This window comes from Paenibacillus sp. J31P13 (assembly GCF_056269295.1).
Genome location: NZ_JBWDNR010000011.1, coordinates 72222 through 96847, shown reverse-complemented (window position 1 = coordinate 96847; position 24626 = coordinate 72222). Strand labels below are relative to the sequence as shown.

23 protein-coding genes are annotated in these 24626 nt (G+C 41.3%); 19 read left to right on the top strand and 4 right to left on the bottom strand.

Annotated elements, in window-relative coordinates; genetic code table 11:
- Positions 1-15 precede the first annotated feature (15 nt).
- From AC0YOD_RS25300 to AC0YOD_RS25265, 8 genes are all read left to right on the top strand, one after another.
- Positions 16-1233: an MFS transporter gene (locus AC0YOD_RS25300; protein ID WP_475802114.1), complete on the top strand. Its 1218-nt coding sequence runs from the start codon at positions 16-18 to the stop codon at positions 1231-1233.
- Positions 1234-1375: 142 nt separating this feature from the next.
- Positions 1376-1585: a hypothetical protein gene (locus AC0YOD_RS25295; RefSeq protein WP_475802113.1), complete on the top strand. Its 210-nt coding sequence runs from the start codon at positions 1376-1378 to the stop codon at positions 1583-1585.
- A gap of 488 nt (positions 1586-2073) precedes the next feature.
- A complete protein-coding gene (locus tag AC0YOD_RS25290) occupies positions 2074-2199 on the top strand; it encodes an S-layer homology domain-containing protein (protein ID WP_475802112.1) in 126 nt (41 codons plus the stop codon).
- 250 nt (positions 2200-2449) lie between these two features.
- The gene (locus tag AC0YOD_RS25285; protein ID WP_475802111.1) at positions 2450-4180 is read left to right on the top strand and encodes a sensor histidine kinase; all 1731 of its coding nucleotides are present in this window, start codon (positions 2450-2452) and stop codon (positions 4178-4180) included.
- A gap of 36 nt (positions 4181-4216) precedes the next feature.
- Entirely contained in the window at positions 4217-5797 is a 1581-nt protein-coding gene (locus AC0YOD_RS25280; RefSeq protein ID WP_475802110.1) for a response regulator, read from the top strand.
- 160 nt (positions 5798-5957) lie between these two features.
- Positions 5958-6878 carry an ABC transporter permease gene (locus AC0YOD_RS25275; RefSeq protein WP_475802109.1) on the top strand — a complete coding sequence of 307 codons (921 nt, stop codon included), beginning with the start codon at positions 5958-5960 and terminating at the stop codon, positions 6876-6878.
- A gap of 47 nt (positions 6879-6925) precedes the next feature.
- Positions 6926-7825, top strand: coding sequence for a carbohydrate ABC transporter permease (locus AC0YOD_RS25270; protein WP_475802138.1), 900 nt, complete (start codon positions 6926-6928; stop codon positions 7823-7825).
- 56 nt (positions 7826-7881) lie between these two features.
- On the top strand, positions 7882-9447 hold the full coding sequence (locus tag AC0YOD_RS25265) for an ABC transporter substrate-binding protein (RefSeq protein ID WP_475802108.1): 1566 nt from the start codon (positions 7882-7884) through the stop codon (positions 9445-9447).
- A gap of 204 nt (positions 9448-9651) precedes the next feature.
- Here AC0YOD_RS25265 and AC0YOD_RS25260 read toward each other — a convergent pair whose 3' ends face one another.
- Positions 9652-9849 carry a hypothetical protein gene (locus AC0YOD_RS25260; RefSeq protein WP_475802107.1) on the bottom strand — a complete coding sequence of 66 codons (198 nt, stop codon included), beginning with the start codon at positions 9847-9849 and terminating at the stop codon, positions 9652-9654.
- A gap of 244 nt (positions 9850-10093) precedes the next feature.
- On the bottom strand, positions 10094-11119 hold the full coding sequence (locus tag AC0YOD_RS25255) for a LacI family DNA-binding transcriptional regulator (protein ID WP_475802106.1): 1026 nt from the start codon (positions 11117-11119) through the stop codon (positions 10094-10096).
- 310 nt (positions 11120-11429) lie between these two features.
- Between AC0YOD_RS25255 and AC0YOD_RS25250 the strand changes: the two genes are divergently transcribed.
- The 9 genes from AC0YOD_RS25250 (at position 11430) to AC0YOD_RS25210 (ending at position 19300) form a co-directional block, all read left to right on the top strand.
- Complete coding sequence (locus AC0YOD_RS25250) at positions 11430-12476, top strand: 2,3-butanediol dehydrogenase (protein WP_475802105.1); 1047 nt, start codon at positions 11430-11432, stop codon at positions 12474-12476.
- Positions 12477-12886: 410 nt separating this feature from the next.
- On the top strand, positions 12887-13279 hold the full coding sequence (locus tag AC0YOD_RS25245; protein ID WP_475802104.1) for a TerB family tellurite resistance protein: 393 nt from the start codon (positions 12887-12889) through the stop codon (positions 13277-13279).
- Complete coding sequence (locus AC0YOD_RS25240) at positions 13260-13610, top strand: YkgJ family cysteine cluster protein (RefSeq protein WP_475802103.1); 351 nt, start codon at positions 13260-13262, stop codon at positions 13608-13610. The genes AC0YOD_RS25245 and AC0YOD_RS25240 overlap by 20 nt, the downstream gene beginning before the upstream one ends.
- The gene (locus tag AC0YOD_RS25235) at positions 13603-14760 is read left to right on the top strand and encodes a hypothetical protein (protein WP_475802102.1); all 1158 of its coding nucleotides are present in this window, start codon (positions 13603-13605) and stop codon (positions 14758-14760) included. The genes AC0YOD_RS25240 and AC0YOD_RS25235 overlap by 8 nt, the downstream gene beginning before the upstream one ends.
- 14 nt (positions 14761-14774) lie before the next feature.
- The gene (locus tag AC0YOD_RS25230; RefSeq protein WP_475802101.1) at positions 14775-15335 is read left to right on the top strand and encodes a hypothetical protein; all 561 of its coding nucleotides are present in this window, start codon (positions 14775-14777) and stop codon (positions 15333-15335) included.
- Positions 15335-15679: a hypothetical protein gene (locus tag AC0YOD_RS25225; RefSeq protein WP_475802100.1), complete on the top strand. Its 345-nt coding sequence runs from the start codon at positions 15335-15337 to the stop codon at positions 15677-15679. Before AC0YOD_RS25230 ends, AC0YOD_RS25225 begins: the two co-directional genes overlap by 1 nt.
- Before the next feature lie 334 nt (positions 15680-16013).
- Positions 16014-17384 (top strand): ABC transporter substrate-binding protein, encoded by a 1371-nt coding sequence (locus tag AC0YOD_RS25220; protein WP_475802099.1) that lies wholly within the window; start codon positions 16014-16016, stop codon positions 17382-17384.
- A gap of 104 nt (positions 17385-17488) precedes the next feature.
- The gene (locus AC0YOD_RS25215; RefSeq protein ID WP_475802098.1) at positions 17489-18376 is read left to right on the top strand and encodes a carbohydrate ABC transporter permease; all 888 of its coding nucleotides are present in this window, start codon (positions 17489-17491) and stop codon (positions 18374-18376) included.
- Positions 18377-18466: 90 nt separating this feature from the next.
- Entirely contained in the window at positions 18467-19300 is an 834-nt protein-coding gene (locus AC0YOD_RS25210; RefSeq protein WP_475802097.1) for a carbohydrate ABC transporter permease, read from the top strand.
- 226 nt (positions 19301-19526) lie between these two features.
- On the opposite strand, the gene AC0YOD_RS25205 is transcribed toward AC0YOD_RS25210, so the two are convergent.
- Positions 19527-20885 (bottom strand): dipeptidase, encoded by a 1359-nt coding sequence (locus tag AC0YOD_RS25205; protein WP_475802096.1) that lies wholly within the window; start codon positions 20883-20885, stop codon positions 19527-19529.
- A gap of 269 nt (positions 20886-21154) precedes the next feature.
- On the opposite strand from AC0YOD_RS25205, the gene AC0YOD_RS25200 reads away from it, so the two are divergent.
- Positions 21155-22681 carry a UbiA family prenyltransferase gene (locus AC0YOD_RS25200; RefSeq protein ID WP_475802095.1) on the top strand — a complete coding sequence of 509 codons (1527 nt, stop codon included), beginning with the start codon at positions 21155-21157 and terminating at the stop codon, positions 22679-22681.
- Between the two features lie 70 nt (positions 22682-22751).
- Here AC0YOD_RS25200 and AC0YOD_RS25195 read toward each other — a convergent pair whose 3' ends face one another.
- The gene (locus AC0YOD_RS25195) at positions 22752-23366 is read right to left on the bottom strand and encodes a superoxide dismutase (protein WP_475802094.1); all 615 of its coding nucleotides are present in this window, start codon (positions 23364-23366) and stop codon (positions 22752-22754) included.
- 239 nt (positions 23367-23605) lie between these two features.
- Between AC0YOD_RS25195 and AC0YOD_RS25190 the strand changes: the two genes are divergently transcribed.
- The gene (locus tag AC0YOD_RS25190) at positions 23606-24568 is read left to right on the top strand and encodes a bifunctional riboflavin kinase/FAD synthetase (RefSeq protein WP_475802093.1); all 963 of its coding nucleotides are present in this window, start codon (positions 23606-23608) and stop codon (positions 24566-24568) included.
- Positions 24569-24626 lie beyond the last annotated feature (58 nt).

The following is a 24626-nucleotide window of genomic DNA, read 5'->3' as shown; positions in this document are numbered from 1 at the left end:
AGAGAAAACCATACTATGTTACTAGAGAAGAACGCAACGCTAGACCCCATAGCACAGCAGTCAGGTGGTACTGTTCGTGCGGCATTAGTGTCATTAATGCTGGGAACCTTTGCGCTTGGTATGACCGAGTACGTCATTATGGGTCTGCTGACGAATGTAGCAGCAGATTTGAATACCTCGATTGCAAGTGCTGGTCAGCTTATTACTGGCTATGCGCTTGGAGTAGCAATAGGAGGACCAATCGTTACACTCCTTACCCTCCGCATGAAACGAAAAGAACTGCTTATCGCTTTGCTTGTTATCTTCATTGCCGGCAACATGATGGCGGCGCTGGCGCAAAATTATCCTCTGTTAATGATTGCCCGCATTATTACATCATTGGCGCATGGAACCTTTTTCGGCGTAGGAGCAGTAATTGCTGCCGGACTAGTCTCTCCGGATAAGCGCGCTGGTGCGATTTCGATTATGTACACGGGCTTAACATTAGCGACTGTTATGGGCGTTCCCATCGGAACATTTATCGGTCAGAGGTTTGGCTGGCACTCTACTTTTTGGGTTGTTGCCATACTCGGCATAGCGGCATTTGCAGGTATTATTGCTTTCGTTCCTCGCATACCGTATGACCGGAATATATCAGCCTTTAAGGAACTTCGCTTCCTCATGAATTCACAAGTGCTGCTTGCGTTTACAATGACAGTGTTCGGCTTTGGTGGCGTCTTCACTGCTTTTACGTATATCGCACCGATGCTGGAGGAGATTACGGGCTTCGGGGAACATAATGTTTCCTATATTCTAGTGCTGTTCGGAATCGGAGTGACACTAGGCAATATTATTGGAGGAAAGCTAGCAGACTGGAAGCTGATGGGGACACTATTTATCGGTCTCGGTCTGCTGATTGCGACTCTGATTCTATTTTATTTTACCATCGACAATAAAACAGCTGCTGTCATTGCAATATTCCTCTGGGGAACGGCTTCATTCATCATTGTGCCGGCATTGCAAATACGTATTATGAATATAGCAAAGAACGCGCAAACCATGGCTTCAACGATCAATCAGTCTGCTTTTAACTTAGGTAATGCTGGTGGTGCGATCATTGGAGGACTTGCTATTGAACGTGTTGGGTTGGCCCAATTGCCTTTAATAGCGGCACTCGTCACCGTTTTAGGGTTAGCGCTAACATTATTCAGCTACTTTTCAGAGAAACGCAATGGCGGCGTTCAAAATAATTAAATCAAATAAGTGTAAAAGGCGGCAACCTATTAGGTTTGCCGCCTTTTATTATATGAACACCGACAAATATGGCGTAACTAATTTTGATGATTTTGAAACATTAGATGGATTAAAGTCAAGTTATTAACTGCTGTTACAGTTGTTGCTTCAACCGCTGGTTACACCTATGCATGCTGCTTCGTCAATTCCAGGGTTAATCTTCGAGAATACGGTTAGTAATAGTATAGTGAATGTAGGAGAAACATTTACCTACAAATTAGATTACAGCGTATTTGGAGGAACACAGGTTGGCAATGAAATCTCTGTAGTCGTAATCATACCATCGCAATTCGAAATTATTTCCGGAGATTGAACAACCCGTAGTGGACAGACGTTGAAATTTGGCACAGAGATTTTTCCGCTGCGCCCAATTTCGTATAGTATTCCCGCATACTGCAGCATTTTGTCTTTTTGAGTAACTTTAGTGTTGAAAATTGAAATTAATTATAAAATTCAACGGTATTTCAATGTCGTAGTTTCAATTTTTGAAATAATATCAACCAATTGGATTGCGGTAGAAGCATTTAGAGGGGGCTAGTTTCACTTTTTGAAACTAAGCTACCCTCTGGCAGCCAAATGACTGCGTTAGTATCATGATATGAAGTTAAAATATACAACTGCTAAATTTATAGCATTGATGATTACTTCTATGTCTGCTGCGTTCTATTACGTCAAGCAGTACAGGATTATCGCATAGAGACTTACTGCTGCTTCCAATTACGTATAGTAGGTCTCATTCAATCGATTAAATAAAAATTAGAGCGTAATCGTCAGTTGGATGTAAATGAGCTATTTACAGATATGGAACATCAATATGCATCCAATGAGGTAGAAATGATGATCAACCTGGAAAAATTAAATGGATATTCCGATCATACTTTCCGTGCGGCTGCTTCCATTACAAGAGCTGAATTTTGGTTCAAATGATCAGCTTTTTTTGTGCCCGGCAGCGTGCTAATGAGGGGGATCTAACACGTGATGGAATCGTCCGTGGAAATGAAATCAATTCTAGTTGGTGAGATTTCAATGCCAGTTTTAATTAGCTAGTTTCCTATAATCACTCATACGGTTACAAGATATGACAAAATCATTGTACTTATGAACTGGCTCATGTATTATCTTATATATTTATGGATGATTATCACATTTTAAGATTGTTGATCAAAGGCGGGGGATAATGAAGAGACTCATTCCTAATAAGCTGTATATTCCGTTCACGTATAAGGTCATGATTCCTTATCTCATTTTAGTATTGCTGACAGATGTGGTAATCGGTTATATATCCTATACGATGCTTATTCAGTCTAGGACGGAAATGGCTGAAACGAATATTCGAACAGCTATGAAGCAGGCTAAGAGTAATATTGAATACCAGATGGACGAAATACAACGGATGTCTGATACGCTGTTTAGCAGTCTCACTTTTCAAAATGCTCTTCAGTTTGAAGGGAATCAGCTAGAGATTATGCTCAAAATGAGAGATGATATGATCCCGCAGATGAAAGCTCCTCTTCAGCTGTATGGAAATAACATCCGACTCGCATTGTATACGGTGAATGAAAGTATGCTGGAGGTTCCCGGCGATAGCATGGAGACTCCGATTCACAGACGGGATTACTATGTGCTTTCATACCATAGCATTGAGAATAGTGAATGGTACAAAGAGATTACAGCCTCATACAAGGATAACCTCTGGCTGCAAATCGATACCGATCAAAAGTATAATAATATTTCACATTTTCGCAAATTGGTTTCATCAAGTGGACTTTCCTCTACGATAGGCTATGTGCGTGTGACTGCTCGATTTGATGAGTTGTTAGGCAACTTTGATGCTTTTCCGATTGAGGAGGGAATGAGCCTTCGATTAATTGATACGTCTTTAGATGCCATTTTGTATGAACGAGGCATGATCGATGAGAATTTAAATGAGAGCGCTTACCTGAGCGTGAGCGAAAAAATTTCAGGAACAAACTTCATTATAGAGTCGTTGGTTCCGCAATCATATTTGAATAAAGATGCTAGCAGAATGCAGCGGGCAATCAGTACCGTTTGTATTATTAGTTTTCTAGTGATGGCCTTCATTGGCTTTATTGTTGCTCGTTTATCTGGCAAAAAAATGAAGCGTATTGTGAGCTTAGTCCGGTCGTTCCAGGAAGGTAATTTTCACAAAAGGATTGGATTCACCGGAAATGATGAATTTGTTCATATTGCTGATTCCTTTAACAGTATGGCTATTAGTATTCAAGATCTCATTAAGAATGTATATGTACAAGGCATTCAGAAAAAGCAGGCGGAGCTAGATGTGCTTCAGGCTCAAATTAGCCCGCATTTTCTATACAATACGTTATCGACCATCGGAAGCTTGTCAAATTTAGGGGAGGTCGACAAGGTCACGAAGATGGTTAAAGCGCTCTCTAAATTTTATCGATTAACCTTAAACGGAGGGAATGCTTATATTTCGCTTGAAGAAGAGCTGAAGCAGGTAGAGGCTTACCTTGATATTCAACGAGTGAAGTATGCTGATTCTTTTAAAGTTTATTTTGACATCGAACCAAATATTGTACAGGAAACGGTTATCAAATTAATTCTTCAGCCATTCGTAGAGAATATATTTAAACATGCCTGGTTTGGAGAATCGATAGCTATTCGGATTACCGGCAGACGTTTAGACAACCGTATTGAATTGAAAATTATTGATAACGGTATTGGAATGAGACCTGAGACGATGAAAAAAATGCTGCATAATACGATAGAATCAGATGGATATGGATTGAAAAATGTAGAGGAGCGAATAAAGCTCAGATACGGCAGCGACTTTGGCATCCGTATTGGCAGCATTTATGGAGCAGGTACGACGGTGCAAATTATTCTTCCGATTGATAATGAGGAAATTCGTGAGGACGCGTAATGCATAATCTTAGTGAAGTCGTGAGGGGTGCAGTAAATGAAATCGGACATTAGCATTTTATTAGTAGATGACGAAGCCGTTGATTTAGAGTGGTTAAGGCGCCGTATAGTCGACAATGAGCATTTGAATCTACAGGACGTTGGGACAGCATCGAGCGGATTTACAGCCTTGAAAATAATGGAGCAGAAGCGGATAGATCTCATTTTATCAGATATTCGAATGCCGATTATGTCTGGCATGGAATTTGCTCGTAAAGCGAAGGAAATCAATAGAAATGTCCATATTATTTTTATTAGCGGTCATCAGGATTTTAGTTATGCCAAAGAAGCGATTCAGTTAAATGCAAGCGGTTACTTACTGAAGCCGGTAGACGACAATGAGCTTAACGATATGCTTACTGGGATCTGTTCCAAAATGGAAGATGAACAAAAAAAGGATCGAGCCCTATTTGAAACGCTGACTCTAGTCAATCAGGAGCTGCTGCTGCGCTGGTTTAATGATGTAACTCCTGGACAGGTCGAGGCACATATTCATAGCTTTTTAACACCGTTGCTGCAGCGAGGATCAACAGTGGCCATTATAGAGATAGATGATATCGCATGGAGGTTTAAAGACAAGACCGAGGATGAGCGCCGCTCTTTTATGAACAGCATCACTCATTTTTTACGAGATTTTGTTCTGAAGAAAAACTTGGGCAGCATCATGACAAGCTATGACTATCGTTATGTTTTGCTAGCAACAATTCAAGAAGAATATTTTACGGCGTTGCTGGAAGAGCTGGTGAAGAGCTTCAATCAAAGCTTCTCACATTCCATTACAATTGGTACCGGCTTGTATACCAATGAAGTCAGCAAGCTGCATGATTCCTATCGGCAGGCACAGGCTGCTCTGAGCATTAAATGGATAATGGGCAAAAACCGGTTAATTCAAGGGGCTTCAGAATGGCGGCCGCAGGCTGCAATGGCACCGAATTTCGAAGAGGTTGTTAATACGATGCTTCAAGCTATGCTCGAATATGATCTGATGACGATTGATGATTGCTTGATTAAGCTCTTTAGCGGTGATAGACCACTTACTCAGAAAAATGATATCTATGACCTTATTATTCGGATTACCTCTAAGCTCCACGCGGATCTGCAGCAAATGAACGAGCATTTATATGACATTTTAAAGTGGGAATCCCATCAGCCGTTTATTTTGTTCGAGTTTGAAACCGTGCATGATATTCTCTCCTGGATAAGAAGAAGGTTTTTCGAATTATCCGAGCTGCTGTATTTAAAGAAACAAAGACAAAAACGAAAGCTGATCGATAGAATTTCCATGTATATAGAGGAGAGGCTGGATCAGAAAATTACGCTTAATGAGGTTGCTCTCCACTTTGACTTTACGCCTAATTATTTGGGACAGCTATTTAAATCCGAGACGAATACGTTATTCAGCGACTATGTCAATAAATTGCGGATGGAGCGAGTATGTGAGCGGTTGGCTGATCCTACGAAGAAAATCTATGAAATAGCTGAGCAAGCGGGTTATAAAAATATTATTTATTTCAATAGACAGTTTAAGCAATCGATAGGCATGTCTCCTGGAGAGTATCGCAAAAAGAATAAAGTTTAATCATGTTTATAGCTCAAGTCGTGGTAGGACTATGAGCTATTTATTTGCCTTTTTTTATAAAATCGTTGATTTAGTATTGGTTTTAGTTGTTTCTCATAATTATTTTGATCCTTTTAGCCTTTTATAATAAGACGTACAGACGGTAGAGAGGAGCGTATAGATGAAACTACATCAATTTTGGAATGACCTTGTCAGATATAGAGTCATATTGTTGATGCTGGCACCAGGAGTATTATTTTTTCTCCTTTTTGCTTATGTACCGATGGTGGGAATTATACTCGCTTTTAAACATTATGATTATGCGGGCGGTGTGTTTGGTAGTCCGTGGAATGGTTTGGCAAACATTCGCTTTTTCTTTGAATCAGGTGATGCCTGGCGAGTGACAAGAAATACAGCGCTATACAATATCGCATTTATTATCGTGAATAATTTACTCCAGATGTTTACGGCGATTTTCTTATTTGAGGTTGGCGGCAAATGGTTTCGTAAGGTTACCCAAACGATTATGTTCTTGCCTTATTTTATATCTTGGGTCGTTGTTGGAGCTATTGCCTATAACCTATTAAACACTGACATAGGAACAGTGAATGCACTGCTTAAGGGTTTGGGGATGGAGCCAGTCGATATTTACAACACACCTGCTTATTGGCCTTATATATTAGTGTTTGTATCGGCGTGGAAGATGCTTGGGTATGGTACGGTCATGTATTTAGCAGCAATTACGAGTATTGATACAGAAATGTATGAAGCAGCTGAAATTGACGGTGCCAATATTTTTCAACGTATGCTGCGAGTAACGATTCCAAACCTTTATCCGACCATTATTATTCTGACCTTACTTGCAATCGGCAATATTTTCCGAGGTGACTTCGGAATGTTCTATAACTTAATTGGCAATAACGGGGTGCTGTTCTCTACGACGGATGTTATTGATACCTTCGTATTCCGATCACTTATTACGACGAATGAAATTGGAATGTCGGCAGCAGCAGGGGTTTATCAGTCTATTTTAGGCTTCACAACAATTATGCTAGTCAACTATGCCGTTCGTAAATACGACAAGGATCGTGCGCTATTCTAAATGGGGGTCAAGCTATGAATACATCTGACTTGGGCTTAAATAAAAAAATGAGCAAGGGCTCGGGTATAAAACAAACGGATCGCCAGCTATTCGCTGCAATTGGTTATACGCTACTCGCCATTCTTGCATGTCTATGTATACTGCCTTTTATTCTTATTCTCTCGTCATCTCTAACGGAAGAAAGCAGTATTGTCGTGAAGGGGTTCCAATTTTTTCCGACAGAGTTTTCAGTAGAGGCTTATAAAATCCTCTTTAAATATCCTGACCAAATGCTTAGAGCATACATGGTCACGATAGCTGTTACTGCAGTTGGTACTGCCTTAGGCTTGTTTCTTACCGCAATGACTGCTTACTGTATTTCTAGAAAGGATTTTAAATGGCGTAATCATTTTTCCTTCTTTTTCTTCTTCACTACCTTGTTCAACGGAGGGTTGGTTCCCTGGTACCTGCTTATGGTCAATTACCTCCATTTGAAGGATACGCCGCTAGCCTTAATCCTGCCATTACTGCTCAACGTTTTTTACATTATAGTGATGAAGTCATTTATGAGCGGTATACCGGAAGCGATTACAGAATCAGCAAAAATAGATGGTGCAGGCGATTTTCTTATCTTTATTCGTCTTATTCTACCTTTATCCAAACCAGCATTGGCTACTATCGGCTTATTTCTGGCACTTGGCTACTGGAATGATTGGTACAATGCGCTTTTGTTTATATCCGAACAGAATTTAATGCCGCTTCAATATTATTTGTACAAAATGCTAGGGAATATGGATGGGATGAGGAAGGCGATGATGGGGTCAGGTGCCGTTGTTACGACCATCATCCCGACAGAGGGATTAAAGATGGCGATGACGATTGTAGCCAGCGGTCCTATTCTCATTGCTTATCCATTTGTTCAAAAATATTTTGTTCAAGGCTTAACGATTGGCGCTGTAAAAGGATGATTCCAGGGATACCTGGTTTATCAATATAACAATATAAGTCTAGGGGGAAATTCGGCATGTCAAAGAAAAAATCAATGTTGCTCGCGCTTATATTAACATTTGTAATGATCTTATCTGCTTGTTCTGGAGGCACAAATAAGGAAACCGAGTCACCACAGCCTACTAAGGAGCCGCAAGCGACTGCTGCACAAACTGACCCTGTAGAGGGCGGAATCGATACATCGAAAGAAGTTAAGCTTAAAATGATTTTCGTAGGGCCTAAACCAGTAGACTATGATACGGTTTTTGCTGAAATCAACAAGAAGCTGAAAGAAAAAATCAATGCGACGATTTCAGGTGAATTTCTGGATTGGTCGGATTGGGCTCAGAAATATCCTCTCAAATTAGCGGCGAATGAAGATTTCGACTTGATTTACTCCGCCAACTGGGCTGGTTATAACGACCAAGCACTAAAAGGTGGGTTCTTAGAACTAACAGAAGAGCTGCTTTCCACTTACATGCCGAAAACGTGGGAGTTGATGCCTGAGTCTAGCTGGGATCAGGCCAAAGTAAACGGCAAGCTCTATATGGTTCCTCAAAATAGAGGAGAATCCGTAGAAAAGCTTATCTTGTACCGTGAGGATTTACGTGAGAAATACAATCTTCCGGCCATTGATAGCCCCGAAGCTTATGCGAACTACTTGAAGACGGTTGCTGAAAAGGAGCAGGGTGTCATTCCATTTACTCCGGAAACGGGCGACTGGAAGCTTCATAATTTGGATCGAATATTGTTGAAGCAACAATTCGAATGGAACATGCTTGACTTCGATCTGCCGATTGGTTTTAAGCTAACGGATGAGAAGGGACAAATTTTTAACGTTTACGAAACGGAGGAATTCAAAGGACTGCTTGCTTACTATAAGGATCTTGCAGACAATAATTCCTGGTCAAAGAACGTATTGAACAATAAGAACGACCATCAGCAGGATTTCAAAGAAGGAAAGACAGCATCGATTACACATAATATGGGAACGCTCGGATCATTAAAGGCTGCGATGGAAAGAGAAAATTCTCCATACAAGGTTGCTCTGGCGGACGTTACTCCTGATAAGAAAAAGTCACAGGCAGTTGCAACACAGAATGGTACATCGGTTCATGCAACATCCAAAAATGCAGAGCGCGCTTTGATGTTCATTGACCTTATACAAAATGATGAAGAACTGCATAATCTAATGATGTACGGTATTGATGGGGTACATTACACAGCTGTTGGGGATGACAAGTATCAATCAACTGACAAAAGTGCTAATTACACGGGTTTCTCTAACTGGAGCTTCAACTCACCATTGAATCGTGGAGATGTGGCATTCCCAGATGAGGCATCGGCTATGGAAAAGTCATGGCAAGAGAAGGTCTATCACTATCCGCTTGAAACCTTCGTATTAGATAATAGCGCTGTGAAAACAGAGGTAGCGAATGTGAGTAATGTGATGCTTCGTTATGCGATTCCACTCGAATACGGGGCAATCAAGGATGTTGATAAAGGGCTGACAGATTTGCAGAAGCAGCTTGATGCAGCTGGAATCGATAAAATTATTGCAGAGGTACAAAAACAGATTGATGCATTCCTTGCGGCAAAATAATGGAATAAAAGAAGAGGCACCTATCCGGGTGCCTCTATTTTATTTAATGATCTCTTTGTTGATCGACCCCGATAGCCCCCCATAACCCATAACAAGTCGCCTTCCGATGTTTGCTTTAGCCTAGGAATGAAAATAGACCCTAGAAAAGGGTCTATTGGGATATTGATTTTAAATAGAAGGAAAACGCTCAGCTATCATTTCACGTCAGATTAAAGCTATAGCAAGCAGGGTAAATAGAGATAAACCTAGAAGTCCAGCTCCAAACCATTGCGAAATATTTACCTGACCCGAAGTACGGACGCCACCTGATGTTCGTAGATAAACATTGTTACGATCCACGCCTTCGATAACACCTTCATAGCAACGCCCGTCGCAAGTATGAATACGTACTCTGCAATTCATATATCTTCTGCTTAAATGATACATTTCTTCCACTTCGTTATTCCTCCCCTCATCATGAATCTCTTTTCAGTGTTCAAGTATGATTTTGAGACGAAAAAGTAGTGTGTATATAGATGGGAGTTTCTTCCGCTCAACTACTGCATTCTATGTGAAAAACATAGTCGAGGAGTGGACTGCTCGCAAAATGTGCGAATTACAAGATGATTTTTTACTAGAAATGATATTTTATCAATAAATCCATGTCTTAATTTATCGTTGAACGTGTCATTGTGACGCTAGATTCCCTTACAATAAGTCGGGGTTGGAACTGCATTTTCTCATACTCTCCGACCGTTTGCTCTTTAATCCGTTTCAATAGAAGCTCTGTAGCGACTCTCGCCACATCGGTTCCCATGATACTGACTGAGCTGATTTTTGGGGTTGTAATGGTACTCCAAAAGATATCATCGATCCCAACGACAGCAATATCTTCTGGTATTCGAACACCAAGCTCTTTTAAGCGATTCACCACGCCAATGGCGATCATATCATTGCCAGCATAGATAGCATCCGGCAGCTGATCGAGAGTGTGAAAATAGTCTACAGCCTCAGCTCCAACTCCTATGGTGAAATCATCGCCGAAGTATACGAGGGAGGGATCAACCTTGCTCAATGATCGCTCGTAAGCAAAATATCTTTCTTCAATCACTTCCTTAGCAGCACCCGCGTAAGCGATCCTCGTTCTTCCGATCTTGATTAGATGCTCCATGACCAGCATTCCTTCTTGCGTAGACAAACTGACGATATCCGCGTGGATGTCAGGTTCTAACCGCTTTCCGTAATTGATAATAGAAATTGGAAAAGTGGATTTATTTATTGTTTCTTTCAACAATTTTGGATAGGCGAGCGGTAAAATAATGAGTCCATCTACATGAAGCTGATTAATTTCTCGGATGATTTCCAGCTCTTTTTTTGAATTGGCCGATGTATTAATCTGAACTACTCGATAGCCTTGCTGCTGTGCAACCTGCTCGACTGACCATGCAATCTCAGGGAAAAAGGCGTTACGTATATCTGGAACGGCTAGCGCAATTTGTTTCGTATTACGTACTTTCAGACTTTGAGCGGATGTGTTGGGGATAAAACCTAACTCATTGATGGTTTGCAAAATCTTTGCTTTTGTCTTTGCGCTGATGCCGCTTGTATCATTGATCGCACGCGAAACGGTTGCAATGCCGACGCCAGCTTTTTTGGCTACGTCTTCAATCGTTATCTTTTTCTTATTTGACAATGGTTACACATCCTTTTCTATATTATCGGAATCGTTTCCTTTATGTATGCATCGCTGTTAATATTTCTAATGAAAAATTCATATAATTTTTGGTTTTTCTTCTGAATTTAACTTGTAAATACTCATATATTAGGTATAAAAACAGATTATTAACATTGACAGTGGGTTTGGAATATGGCATATTTGATTTAGGAAACGTTTCCTCTTTTTCGATTCGATAGTTCACTATCGGGTTAATCTTTGATGTCGACATGTAAACATTTATCATAGCACAAGTTATTTTCTTTTTTCAATTTAGGAGATGAATATAATGAAAGCATTAAGATGGCATGGTTTAAAAGATTTGCGATTGGAAAACATAGAAGAACCAGTTGCTCAAAAAGGAAAAGTGAAAATTAAAGTAGAATGGTGCGGAATCTGCGGAAGCGATTTGCATGAATATACAGCTGGACCCATCTTTATCCCAGCGGAAGCGCCACATCCAATAACCGGTGAACAAGCACCTATCGTCATGGGTCATGAATTCTCCGGGCAAGTTGTTGAAGTTGGCGAGGGTGTAACACGAATCAAGGTCGGTGATCGCGTAGTCGTAGAACCGATCTATTCTTGCGGAACATGTGAAGCATGTAAGCAAGGTAAATATAACTTGTGCAGTACTATGGGCTTTTATGGCCTTGCAGGTGGCGGCGGTGGATTCTCTGAATACGCGGCTGTAGAAGAATATATGGTTCATAAAATTCCGGACAGCATTTCTTACGAGCAAGGTGCTCTTGTTGAGCCATCGGCTGTTGCGCTTCATGCGGTTCGACAAAGCAAGCTAAAAGTTGGCGACACAGCTGTCGTATTCGGCGCAGGTCCAATCGGTCTTCTTGTCATCGAGGCTTTGAAAGCATCCGGCGCAGCAGAAATCTATGCTGTGGAGCTTTCACCTGAACGGAAACAGAAAGCAGCTGAGCTAGGAGCAATCGTAATTGATCCAATCGAATTCGATGCGGTAGCTGAGATCCACAGCAGAACAAATGGCGGTGTCGATTCCGCATTCGAAGTAACAGGAGTGCCACCGGTTCTCACACAAGCGATTAACTCCACAAAAATCGGCGGAGAAATTATGATTGTGAGTATTTTCGAAAGAGAAGCTCCAATTAAACCGAACCATATTGTCATGAAGGAACGGACAATGAAAGGCATTATCGGTTACCGCGACGTATTCCCAGCTGTCATCAGTCTTATGGAAAAAGGTTATTTCCCTGCGGACAAGCTGGTAACGAAGCGTATCGTGCTTGATGAAGTGATGGAGCATGGCTTTGAAGCTTTGCTGAAAGAGAAGAATCAAGTGAAGATTTTGGTTAAAGCGTAAGAGATAATAGAGAGAGCAGTAGACTGCGAAAGTGGTCTGCTGCTTTTTTTTGTAGATAAGGATTGAATAGATAATGATTAAAGCAAAAAGGGGGAGGTATTTTTATGTTCATAAGCATAAAGCACTACAACACAACTAGCTCTGAACGATAATTTAACTAACCGCTCTTTTTAGAGGGCGGTTTTCTTTGTTTGATAATCATTTACTATTTAGTAAGTAATGATTTTTGATCTTCCTCTCTTCATAGGTATTTATGATTACCAAAACTTAAATGCTTTACGATTGACCCATATACCTACTTACTTAGGAGTAATGGACTAATTTTTCGAGAATTTTATGAAGGATAATGCTGGGAATTGTAGAATAAAGTATATGTTAAATGAATTCTTCTTTTGAGGGTGGTTGAAAACATGTTTTTAAGCCAATTGACAGGTAAACAAAAGGAAGCTTTTTTGGAATTGGCTCACTTGGCCGCAAAGTCTGATGGTGCTATTGGGCAGAATGAGGAATCCATTATGAAGATGTATCTACATGAACTTGATCTTACATTTTATTCATACGAGACTATGAACTTAGAAGAGGCACTCTCTCATTTTGAGGAAGAAGAAGCGAAAAATGCAGCTTTCATCGAGCTTATCGCCCTTATCTTTGCCGATGGTGAGTACAATGATGAGGAGAAGGATTTCGTAAGAACCGTGCAGCAAAGCTTTGGTTTTAATGATGAAAAAGTGAAATCTTTCAAGCAATGGGTGAGGGATTTGAATGGCATGTATGCCCAAGGCTATGAGCTTATCCGAGTTTGATCCATTTCCATGTTCGGCTTGTGGTTTATGTTGTCGACATATTTCCAGTGTGGAAGATTTGCAACATTACGATCGCGGGGATGGAGCATGTTGTCATCTAACTGCTGATGAGCGATGCGGCATTTATGAAGCAAGACCGCTGCTATGCAGGGTTGATGAAATGTACGATACGGTTTTTAGAGAATACATGCCAAGAAAAGAGTTCGTTATTCAGAATCTCAAAGCATGTATCCAACTCCAAAGCGATGCTGGCTATCCCAAAGCTCAGGTTGAACTGATAGAGAATCAGATTGTGATTCTGAATCAAAAGGCGGGTATGGTTTGTGAATGATGAAAAATTTTTTGAACAGCAAAATCAGTTTTTATTAGACATGGAGAAAGAATATGGTATCCTCCCTACTTTTGGCAGCAAAGAACAGCTTGACCTCGAACTTTTGGCATCTAATATGCCGGCCATGCAGGAGATAACCATTCCTCAAATTCCTGATCTTTCTTTTCATAATTGGAAGACTCTTGAGAAAAACTGGCCTACAGTCGATTATGATTTGTTTCCCCGCTGGCGTGCTGCAGATATACCGGTCATGATTATGGTTGGTTTTCTCGGGGCATTGTTGAGCCAAGGCTTGCATGATGTGTTCAAGGAATTACATGATGATAATTGGGGACGCACCACGTTTGACCAAGGAGGTCACTCTGGGGAAACAGCGGATAAAATACGAGGTCTGTTTCACCGCTTGAAACATGGACATGACTTGTTCAACCCCGGAGAAATAGACTGGAGCAATTATTTTACCTATGGAAACCCAACGGCAACGATGGGTACAAAAGTATTTGCTTGGCTTAGGCATATGCTCCAAGATACTTTTTCCACTGAAGGATTGCCTATCCCGGGACATTCTTACTTGCGGGACACAATCATGGAAAATATACTTGGAAATATTCCGGGAATGACTAGTCATCAGGTGTATAAAACCTTTTTCACAATAAAAATGCGTGATGTAACCGCTGCGGGATTTGTTCCTCTAGCAATGACTGCATACGTATTTGGCACGGAAATAGGGAATAAAAGAAAATTTTTCAATTATCGTTATACAAGCTTGACCATTGGTGCGCTCGCTGTATCGATTATTCTCGGAATGATTATGCCGAAGCCATCGTTTAACCATGCTTCATTGGCTGCTATCGTCCCTTACATGATAACGCTTTGGAAAGTAGATAAGCGAGTACATGAGCAATTGAGGGCGCGTGACGGGGTCATTGCTATGAATGATTCTTCTCTTTCAGTTAATCGAGAAAGTCTGTCTCAAGCCTATCAACAGATTAATAGGCAGACAAGTCAACTCCATTCTACACATATCCAGCTCAAAGCAATGATTGAGCGCAATCAACTGCTTATGGAGGCATGCACTTCTGATTGTCTTGCCATGCTGCTAGATCAGAATACATACTTGTCTGGACTAGAATCTGAATATTTTCGATAAAGGAGATTAAATAAATGCCTCTTCCTTTTCTAGTTGGTGCGGCGATAGCCGTAGGAAGCGCCCTTGTTGGAGCTGGCGGTGCAGCCGTCTACAAGGAATCAAAACATAAAAAGCGTGTGGCTGAGTTGCAGGATAAAATCTACCGTCTGCAAACGGAGCTTGAAGAGATCCAAGAGCGAGAACAAAGGCTTTTGAAGAAAATGAATGAGCTTCAGCAGCAACTGCAAGAGCAACAGCAATTTATCGCTCTATTAGAGCAACAAATGCGAGGTTATCAGGAAGAAAGAACTAACCTCGCTGAACAGATTCGTAAAAATGATTCCCGTTTTCGAAAGGTTATTGCAGCTATTACATTTCGACTTAAAGCTTTGGAAGCTGAGAATCAGCGCTTGAAATCTGGCATAGTCAGTGTAGATGCTCAAATCGTTGAGCAAGATAATCAGCTTGAAAAAGGTCGCGGAAAAGTAGCCAATTTGGAGGACTTCCGTAATAAAACGCGCCAGCAAATTAACGCTGCGCAAAGTGAGATAGACTCCCTTCAGCATGAAATCAGTATGATAGAGTTGGAAATGTAATGAAATACTTATGCCTTCAGCCAGGTAACAGATACTTAGGTGATCCTCCCTATCATCCTGATGATAAAGAGGAAGTATGCCTTTCTTCCGGATTAGTAGAAGTATTGTTTGTTGAGTTGAGAATGCGTAACAATATGCCTGTGCAAGAAAAACTGTTGGAGTTAATTCGTCTACGCGAGCACCTGCACTATCAAACAGTAACCGGCAGTTTGTCGAAGGCGATTGAACAAGAACAGTCGGATGAACTCTACGAACAATATGTCAAAGCATTTAAGCGCTGGCCGCATCAAGAAGCGTTTTATAATGAGTTTTATCGTATGTTGAATGAAGGTAATTGGTCGTAATTGGCGTAAGCATTCCAATGAGCTCATTTGGATAAATTAATGAATTAGCAAGAACATCGGCACCAACTAAGCAACCTTCAAACACCACTTCTATCCAACTAGAAGTGGTGTTTTTTTCTGTCTTTAACTATCAATTCGCGAAGTGGAGGTCAGCGGCTGAGGTTTAACCATAGAGAGATGGTTGGGTTCAACCAAGCTTGTCTAAATTCCCTAAGAAAAGTTCGAATAAAAACGCAACTACTAAAGTATCTTTAATAACACTACTAGAAAGCGTATACATAACGTTTGGAACAGCGCTAATAATCAGCAGCAAGTAAAAAGAGGAGGGTAAAGAATGACATCTGCAAAAAGAAGATTTTTTGTCATTGCTTCCATTGTATTATGTGCTACTTTGTTGTTTGGATGTACAAGTAAATCGGGGGGCGGGAAGGATTCATCGAAGAAAACGACGATATCGATCACCTATAGGGATGATGGAATTGGTGTGGAGGGTTCGTTCTATAAGTGGATTGTGGAGACGGCAGCCAGCTATCCGAATAAAAATGTAGAAATTAAACCAACCCCAATTCAAGCGTCCGAAGGGGACTATTTTGCCAAAATCGCTCTAGCGCTTAAATCCAAGGATACAGCGCCTGATATCGTAACAGAAGATACGTTTATTCTGAATTCAGATGCGAGCGCAGGCTTTCTTGAGCCTCTCGATAGCCGGTTGAAGGGCTGGGATGACTGGACGAACGGCTCTTTCATTGAAGCGATGAAGAAGGGGGTAACCGCGAGCGATGGTAAAGTATACGGTGTTCCGTATAACACCGATTCCCGTGGTCTCTGGTATAACAAAGAAATTTTCAAAAAAGCAGGTCTTCCAGAAAATTGGCAGCCGAAAAACTGGGATGAGGTTCTAAGCGCAGCTCGAACAATCAAAGAGAAAGCACCTGATGTCGTACCGATTTGGATGAATATGGGTAAGGCAACGGGTGAAGCAACGTCCATGCAAACCTATGAGATGCTCCTCTATGGAACAGGGGAGAGACTTTATGAGGATGCCAGCGGAAAATGGATCAGCAAGAGCCAAGGTATTCTAGATGCGCTGAGCTTCATTGAGACCATTAATAAAGAAAAACTGGGACCGCCGCTTTCAAAAGTGTTGAACGGTCAAGCAGGCAATACATCTACCCGTGAGTATTTGCCACAAGGCAAGCTGGCTATATCATTGGATGGATCTTGGATTACAGGCAACTATTTTGATACCGGTGCTGCTCCTTGGCCGGAGTATAAAGATGTATTAGGCTTTGCCCCAATGCCGACAAGTAAAGGTCAAAGTCCAGGTTCCATTACACTCGCTGGGGGCTGGGCATTATCGATTCCAAGCAATGCACAGCACAAAGACGAGGCATGGGAATTCATCAAATATGCGCTCAACAAAGATAACACCCAGAAGCTTGTTATAGCTCAAGGAAATATTACAGTTCGTTCAGATGTGGCGAAGGATCCAGGATATACGAAAATGCCTTTTAATGAAACGGCGACGGAATATTTAAAAAATGCTGAGTTTAGACCGGCTCAGGATAAATATCCTGAAGTGTCTACACAAATCCAAACGATGGTCGAGTCTGTAGCATCAGGGACTTCACCAGCAGATGCTATGAAGAAATACACGCAGGATGTCAAACGCATTGTTGGCGATGATAAAGTGATTGAAAAATAACGGGTTATAACGGTAAAAGGCTTGCTCAAGCAAATTCCGATGGAAGAAATACTTGAGCAAGCCGCTTTTTTCATTTTTAACGGCGGGCAGGAGGAGAACGATGCATGAGCAGCTTGACGATTAATGCGCCATATAAGAAACGGAAATCTTATGCTTGGATTTATTTTTTACTTCCTTCGATTGCGATCATGCTATTGTTTTTTATTTATCCGATTTTGTTAACTTTTTTCTATTCCTTCACGAATCTAGCACTGACCGGAGAATCAGCTAAGGAACTGAAGTTTATCGGGATCGACAATTACATACATATGTTTGAAGATCCAACGGTCAGGATCAGTATTTGGAATACGCTTGTGTTCCTGTTTGGTTCAGCTGTTATTGGTCAGCAGGTATTAGGTTTTTTAATTGCGCTCTTGATGAAGCATAAAAATAAAATGTTTCGCCGTGTGATCGGAACGATTGTGTTAGCTGGTTGGGTTACACCTGAAATCGTCTGCGCGCTATGCTTGTACAGTTTTTTTGGCGATGAAGGAACATTGAATGCAATCATTTCTTCTTTTGGTATTCCAGAAGTCACTTGGCTGTATACCGTACCGATGATCACGATTATACTTGCGAATATTTGGCATGGTACAGCATTCTCCATGCTCGTGTTTCAAGCAGCATTAGATGATGTGCCGAATGAGATTGAGGAAGCGGCTGTAGTTGATGGTGCATCAAGATGGCAAATTCTAACTCGAATTATTCTTCCTTATATAAAAGATACGATAATGACGAACATGATGCTGGTAACGTTGCAGACGCTTGGTGTATTTGGGCTCATCTATGCGATGACAGGCGGAGGACCGGGTACGTCAACAACGACCTTGCCAATCTTTATGTATAACCAAGCCTTTGTCAATTACCAGCTTGGATATGGAACAGCGATATCCTTGCTGCTACTGCTTATCGGAATTGTGCTGAGCTTGTTCTACATTCGCTCGATGAAATAGTGCATGTACGTGAATGCTTCTAAGAACCTCCAACTAATTAGAAGTCTAACGAGAGAAGCATCGCTCACAAAAACGTTAAGGAGACCGCGTATGAATGCAAAACAACAAAAACTAATCTATCGTGTTCTGCCGTATACGATTCTTGCGCTCATTGGCCTTTGTTTCGTATTGCCGCTTCTATGGGTTCTTGTTGCCTCCGTAGATGCCAATGCGATGCAATCGCTCAAAATGCCGAATCGTATCACAGGGAATAACTACATCGATGTCATCACGAACAAAGACAATCAACGCGCGTATATGATTGGACTCATCATGTCATTGGGCCAAGCTATCATAGTCGTTATGCTGGCTTTGCTGGCAGCTTATCCATTGTCACGCTATCAATTGAAATTTAAGAAGCCGTTCATGCTGACTATTTTATTCATGACCTCATTACCGATTACAGCCGTTATGGTTCCTGTTTATCAACTATTTTTAAGCTTGAAACTATATGACAATATTTTCGGTGTCATTCTATTTTATGTCGCTTCATCGATGCCGTATGGCATTTGGATGCTGAAAAACTTTATGGATTCGGTCCCTGCTGACTTGGAAGAAGCGGCATGGGTGGATGGGGCGTCTGTTTTTGCGGGTATACGTAAGGTTATTGCGCCGTTAATGGTTCCTGGTATTTGTACGGTAGCGATTTTCACATTTTCCGGCAGCTGGGGCAATTTCTTTGTGCCGTATATTCTGCTCCAGTCACCAGAGAAATTTCCGGCATCTCTTAAGCTGTATCAATTTTTCGGACAATATGGAATGGTCGACTATGGTAGATTAGCGGCGTTTTCGATGCTCTATGCGATACCCTCTATTGTCTTGTACATCCTCTCGCAGCGCTTTATGTCAAAGGGCTTCAGTATGCAGGGTGGAACAAAAGGCTGAATGTTTTACTACAATAAGGTATTACTCATTAAAAAGTGCACCCCTAAAGGTTACATTGGAAAACTACTGGTTTATCCGATGAAATACGAAGAGGTGCATTTTTGCGTTATGAAAAAAGCTGTCTCCCACAGACACTTTGCCTTGGAGACAGCTTTTACATGTTATTTTCACATTTTACACAACAGGCTCTTGATCACTTCATCTTACGAATGAATCAGCCGACTTTTTACTTAAAGCTTTTCAAAAACTCAACAATTGTAAGAAGTCCTTTGTCGAAGTTCTCAAGGTTGAAATGCTCGTTGGGAGCATGCAAATTTTCGTCCGGAAGACCGAAGCCCATCATGACAACAGGTGCTTCTAGAACGCGAGAGAAGGTCTCGACAATTGGGATCGAACCTCCATCCTTTGTGAATAGAGCACGTGTACCATATACACGCTCATAGGCATCAGCTGCCTTTTGAAGCATTGGATTTGATGGATCCATGTCGAACGCACGAGCTTTTTCACCGCGCTTAATCACAAGCTTTGCTCCGGTTTGAACATGAGATTCCAGATGTGCCACAATGCGATCTAAAATTTGGTTTGGATCCTGATCGCCAACAAGTCGGCAAGTAATTTTGGCATGAGCTTCCTTAGGAATAACAGTTTTCGTGCCCTCGCCTTGAAATCCGCCATACACGCCATTCAGTTCAAGAGTTGGTCTGGCGCCAGTGCGCTCAACAAAGGAATAGCCTTCTTCCCCATACAGCGCTTCGAGATCAAGATTCGTTCTTAATTCTTCTTCATTATGATTTTGTTTCAAAAATTCTTCTCGCATAGCCGTGGATAGCTCAGGAACGCCTTCATAGAAGCCTTCAACTGCAACACGGCCTTTGTCGTCGTGAAGAGAGCTTAACAATGAAATCAGTGCATGAAGTGCATTGGGAACGCCGCCGCCGAATGTACCTGAATGCAGATCCGTATTAGCGGTATGTATCGCAACCTCGAGAGAGCAAAGTCCGCGCAGACCGGTGGAGATGGCAGGCTTTCCTTTTGAAAGCAGCGATGTATCTGAGATGATAACAACGTCCGTTACCAGTTTGTCCGCATTAGCCTCCATAAAGGCAGGCAAATTGGGGCTTGAAATTTCTTCCTCCCCTTCGATACAAAACTTCAGGTTTACAGGAAGTTCGTTTTCTTGGCTTAGAAGCGCCTCTACCGCCTTCACATGCAGAAAAAGCTGTCCCTTATCGTCGGTTGCACCGCGAGCATACAGCTTCCCATCTCGAATGGTTGGCTCGAAGGGAGGTGTCTCCCAAAGATTCAGCGGATCAACCGGCTGCACATCATAGTGACCATAGACGAGTACGGTCGGTTTGCCTGGAGCATGGATATGCTCGCCATAAATAATCGGATGCCCTTCTGTAGGGTGGATCTCAACATTTTCGAGTCCAGCCTTCTCTAGCTTGGCAGCTACCCATTGCGCTGCTTCATTCATGTCATTTTTATGAGTGGATAGAGCTGAGATGCTCGGTATCGTTAAAAATTGTTTTAGCTCATCCAAATGTTGTTCTCTGTTGTTCTGAAAATAGGTTTCGTAGTTCATTGGATATTTGCCTCCTAAATACGTTATAGCTTAAGTATACGTCTTAGAACAGAGAAGTAAAACATCACATGAGATGTATATCCCCTCAAAGTATGCAGTTATGACGGATATGCAATGTTTTTCAGAATAATATGGTTATTCGTATAAAAGGTATCTCTCATTTATCATTTATAGTAAAATAGTATAGCATTAAATAATTTATAAACTAAAGGAATTTGTAGTTATTAGCAATGATTAAGTATAAACCACAAGTTACGGAGGACCATAGCATGGCATTAAGAAGTAAAGAAGAGGTTCTAAGCTATTTAGGACGAGCGGAGGTTGCCGCAGTTGGCACTTCGAATATGGGCTTGCCCCGTCAACGAATGATGCATTTTGCAGTTGATGAGCATTTCAATTTTTATTTAACGAGTACGAAGGGTGATCCTAAGGTCATTCAATGGATTAACATTCCTGAGACAGCGATATTGATCCATCAAGGACCGACCTTTATGGAGATGGAGGAATGTGAGGTCATCGGAAGAGCAGAAGTGCTGAAGGAAGAGAAGGATCGTGAGAAAGCGATTGAGTTGCTTATATCTCGTTCGCCAATCGTGGCACAATTTCATAATATAGGCGCTCTGGATCGTTTGGAGTTTATTATCGTTAAGCCGTTTACGGTTAAATATCGTTATGTACCGGAAATTCTGCAAGGGGAACCGCCAACGGTATTTGATTTCGAACGTAACCGGGAGAGTGTGAATAGCTGGGATGACGTGAAGTCCAAGGCTAGGGCTTGGAAGGATGCGGTTCGTCCCTTATCACTAACAGCTGCACTGGTACCCATCCTGCTTGGCGGAGCGCTTGCTTTCTCTCAAACGGCTCAGTTAAATGTGCTTCATTTTCTATTGACCCTGTTCGGTGCCATTATGATTCAAGCAGGGACGAATATGATCAATGACTGGAAGGATGCCGAGCGAGACAGTGAGAATAGAACGGGAATTCGACCGTTTACAGGCGGTTCAAGAATGATTCAGCTTGGTCTAATTTCTCGTGCGGATATGGGCTTCTTTGGACTATCGCTCTCAATAGGAGCAGCATTGATTGGTATCTATTTAGTGTTTGCAAGCGGTCTTGGTTTAATACCGCTAATCTTATATGGCATCATGGCAGGATTTTTCTATACAAACGGAAAAGGAAAGCTTTCCTTCATTAATATGGCGCCCGGTATAGCTGAATTTTTAATTGCAACGACGTATGGCGTGTTTATGACGATTGGAGCTTATTATGTGCAAACGGGACACTTCTCCCTGCAAGCTTTCCTTATTTCTTTGCCAGTAGCTCTGTTCATCAGCAATGTTCTGTTAATCAATCAATTTCCAGATGCAGAATCAGATGCAGTCACTGACAAAAAAACATTGGTCGTTCGAATTGGCAAACGGAAGGCGAAGAACGTTCTAATTGCTTCTTTCGTCATCGGTTATTTCATTATTGCGGCTCTTCCTTTGTTGGATTACGCTCCGTTTACGCTTTATTTTTCTTTTATGTCTATTCCCTTTGCTATTCAAGCGATCCGTTACGCGCAGCAATACTATGACAAAAATGCTGGGGACATCATTCCTAGCAATGCGCATACGGCGATCAATCATTTGTTCAACGGATTGCTGCTTGTTTTTGCTTTTCTGCTAAACAATCTTTCTCTTGTTGTTCCTATCCTTTATTTAATTGCTTCTCTCATATTGGTATTCTGGGTTTGGAATTACATTGAGCGTCAAAGAAAAGTGATGAATGATTTCAGACTCGCTTTTAAAAAATAACGTTCTAAAATAAAAAAAGGACTGCCCCTTAAGTAGTTTGATCTACTTATGGGACAGCCCTTTTTTTTATTTATTTCTTCGCATTTTCATAGCGTTCGGATACAACATCCCATTGTACAACGCTCCAGAATGCGGCAATATAATCAGGGCGTTTGTTTTGGTAGTTTAAATAATAAGCATGTTCCCAAACATCCAGCCCTAGAATAGGTGTTACTCCTTCCATTTGAGGGCTGTCTTGGTTAGGTGTGCTCGATACCACTAGCTTGCCGTTGTTATCAACGCTTAGCCATGCCCATCCACTGCCGAATCGAGTAGCGGCAGCTTTATTGAATTGCTCTTTGAAGGAGTCAAATCCTCCTAGCTCATGTTGGATAGCATCTGATAGTGCACCTGTCGGCAATCCGCCGCCATTAGGTCCGATATTTTCCCAAAACAGCGTATGGTTGAAGTGTCCGCCACCGTTGTTTTGAACGGCAGTCCGAATGTCTGAAGGAACCTGATCTAGATTTTGAATCAAATCTGTTACGGATTTTTCTTGCAATTCAGGATAGTTAGCAAGAGCAGCATTTAAGTTAGTAACATACGTATTATGATGGCGATCGTGATGAATCATCATGGTTTGTTCGTCGATGTGGGGTTCCAATGCGTTATTGGCATAAGGTAGAGCAGGTAATTGATGTGTCATAATGTTAGCCTCCGTAAGATGTATTGTTATACGTTATACAACCATCATACTCCAGTTTTTAAACTTAATCAACATAAGTGTATAATTAATATAAAAATCATTGACAAAGATCAAATGGAATACTCATAATGATAAGCAGAAGGGTGCAGCATTACACGCGAGAAACAACTTAAAAACGAAGTGTTGACACTGTTTCATTCAGTCATTTACTGGACACTATAAGTAGAAGAAGGGATACAATGGAGTACATCGAGGTTACATCCAAACCGCCAGCAGACAAAACTCCTATCGTATTAGTTATAGGTAAGTTTGACGGCGTGCATAGAGGCCATTTAGAGATTTTGAATACAGCACGCCAATTTGAAGAAGGAATATTAGCTGTGCTCAGCTTCTCTGAGCATCCCGGTTGGGTACTGCAAAATGATCCTGATTTCAGCGGTTCTCTAACCCCTATAAATGATAAAATGACGATATTGAAGAAGCATGGTGTTAGGAGATTTTATAATGTCGCATTTACGAAAGAATATGCCCAGATATCAGCAGAACAGTTTGTTTTGGAGCATCTAAAGGGATTGAACATAAAGCGAATGGTTGTCGGAGAAGGCTTTTGTTTTGGAAAAGCCAGAGAATCGGATACTAATGATTTGATTGAGCTTTGCAAACAAATCGATGTCCCTGTGACGGTGATTCCCCTTCTAAAAGAAAAGGATCAACCAATAAGCAGCACCGCAATTCGGTCACTTATTAAAGAGGGGGAAGCGGAAGCTGCTGAATTATTGTTAGGTCGGCCCTATAGGGTAACAGGACTCGTCGTCCATGGTGAGGCATTAGGTCGAACATTGGGATTTCCAACGATCAATTTAGGCGGGGCTGTAGACCAATATGTCCGTCCTAAACCAGGTGTATATGTTGGTGTTGTAGAAATAGACAATGAGAATCGTAAGAATGAAAAATACAATGTTCTTATAAGTGCAGGTTACCGACCGACTGTAGATGGCGTTACGTATTTAATCGAAGCCTACTTGTTGGATTTTTCAGGTGATCTATACGACAAGCAAGTTTTTTTAACCTTTCTTAGTTATCTTCGCGGAGAGATTAAGTTCTCTAATTTGGATCAGCTAGTAGAACAAATGAAGCTCGATGAGATAAATGCGAGGATATATTTCGGAATGAGCGATGTTCATACTTCGAACCATAACTAATGAAAGAACCTCCCTATACCTAATAAAAAGAAAACCCGTTCCTCGTTTTGAATGAGAA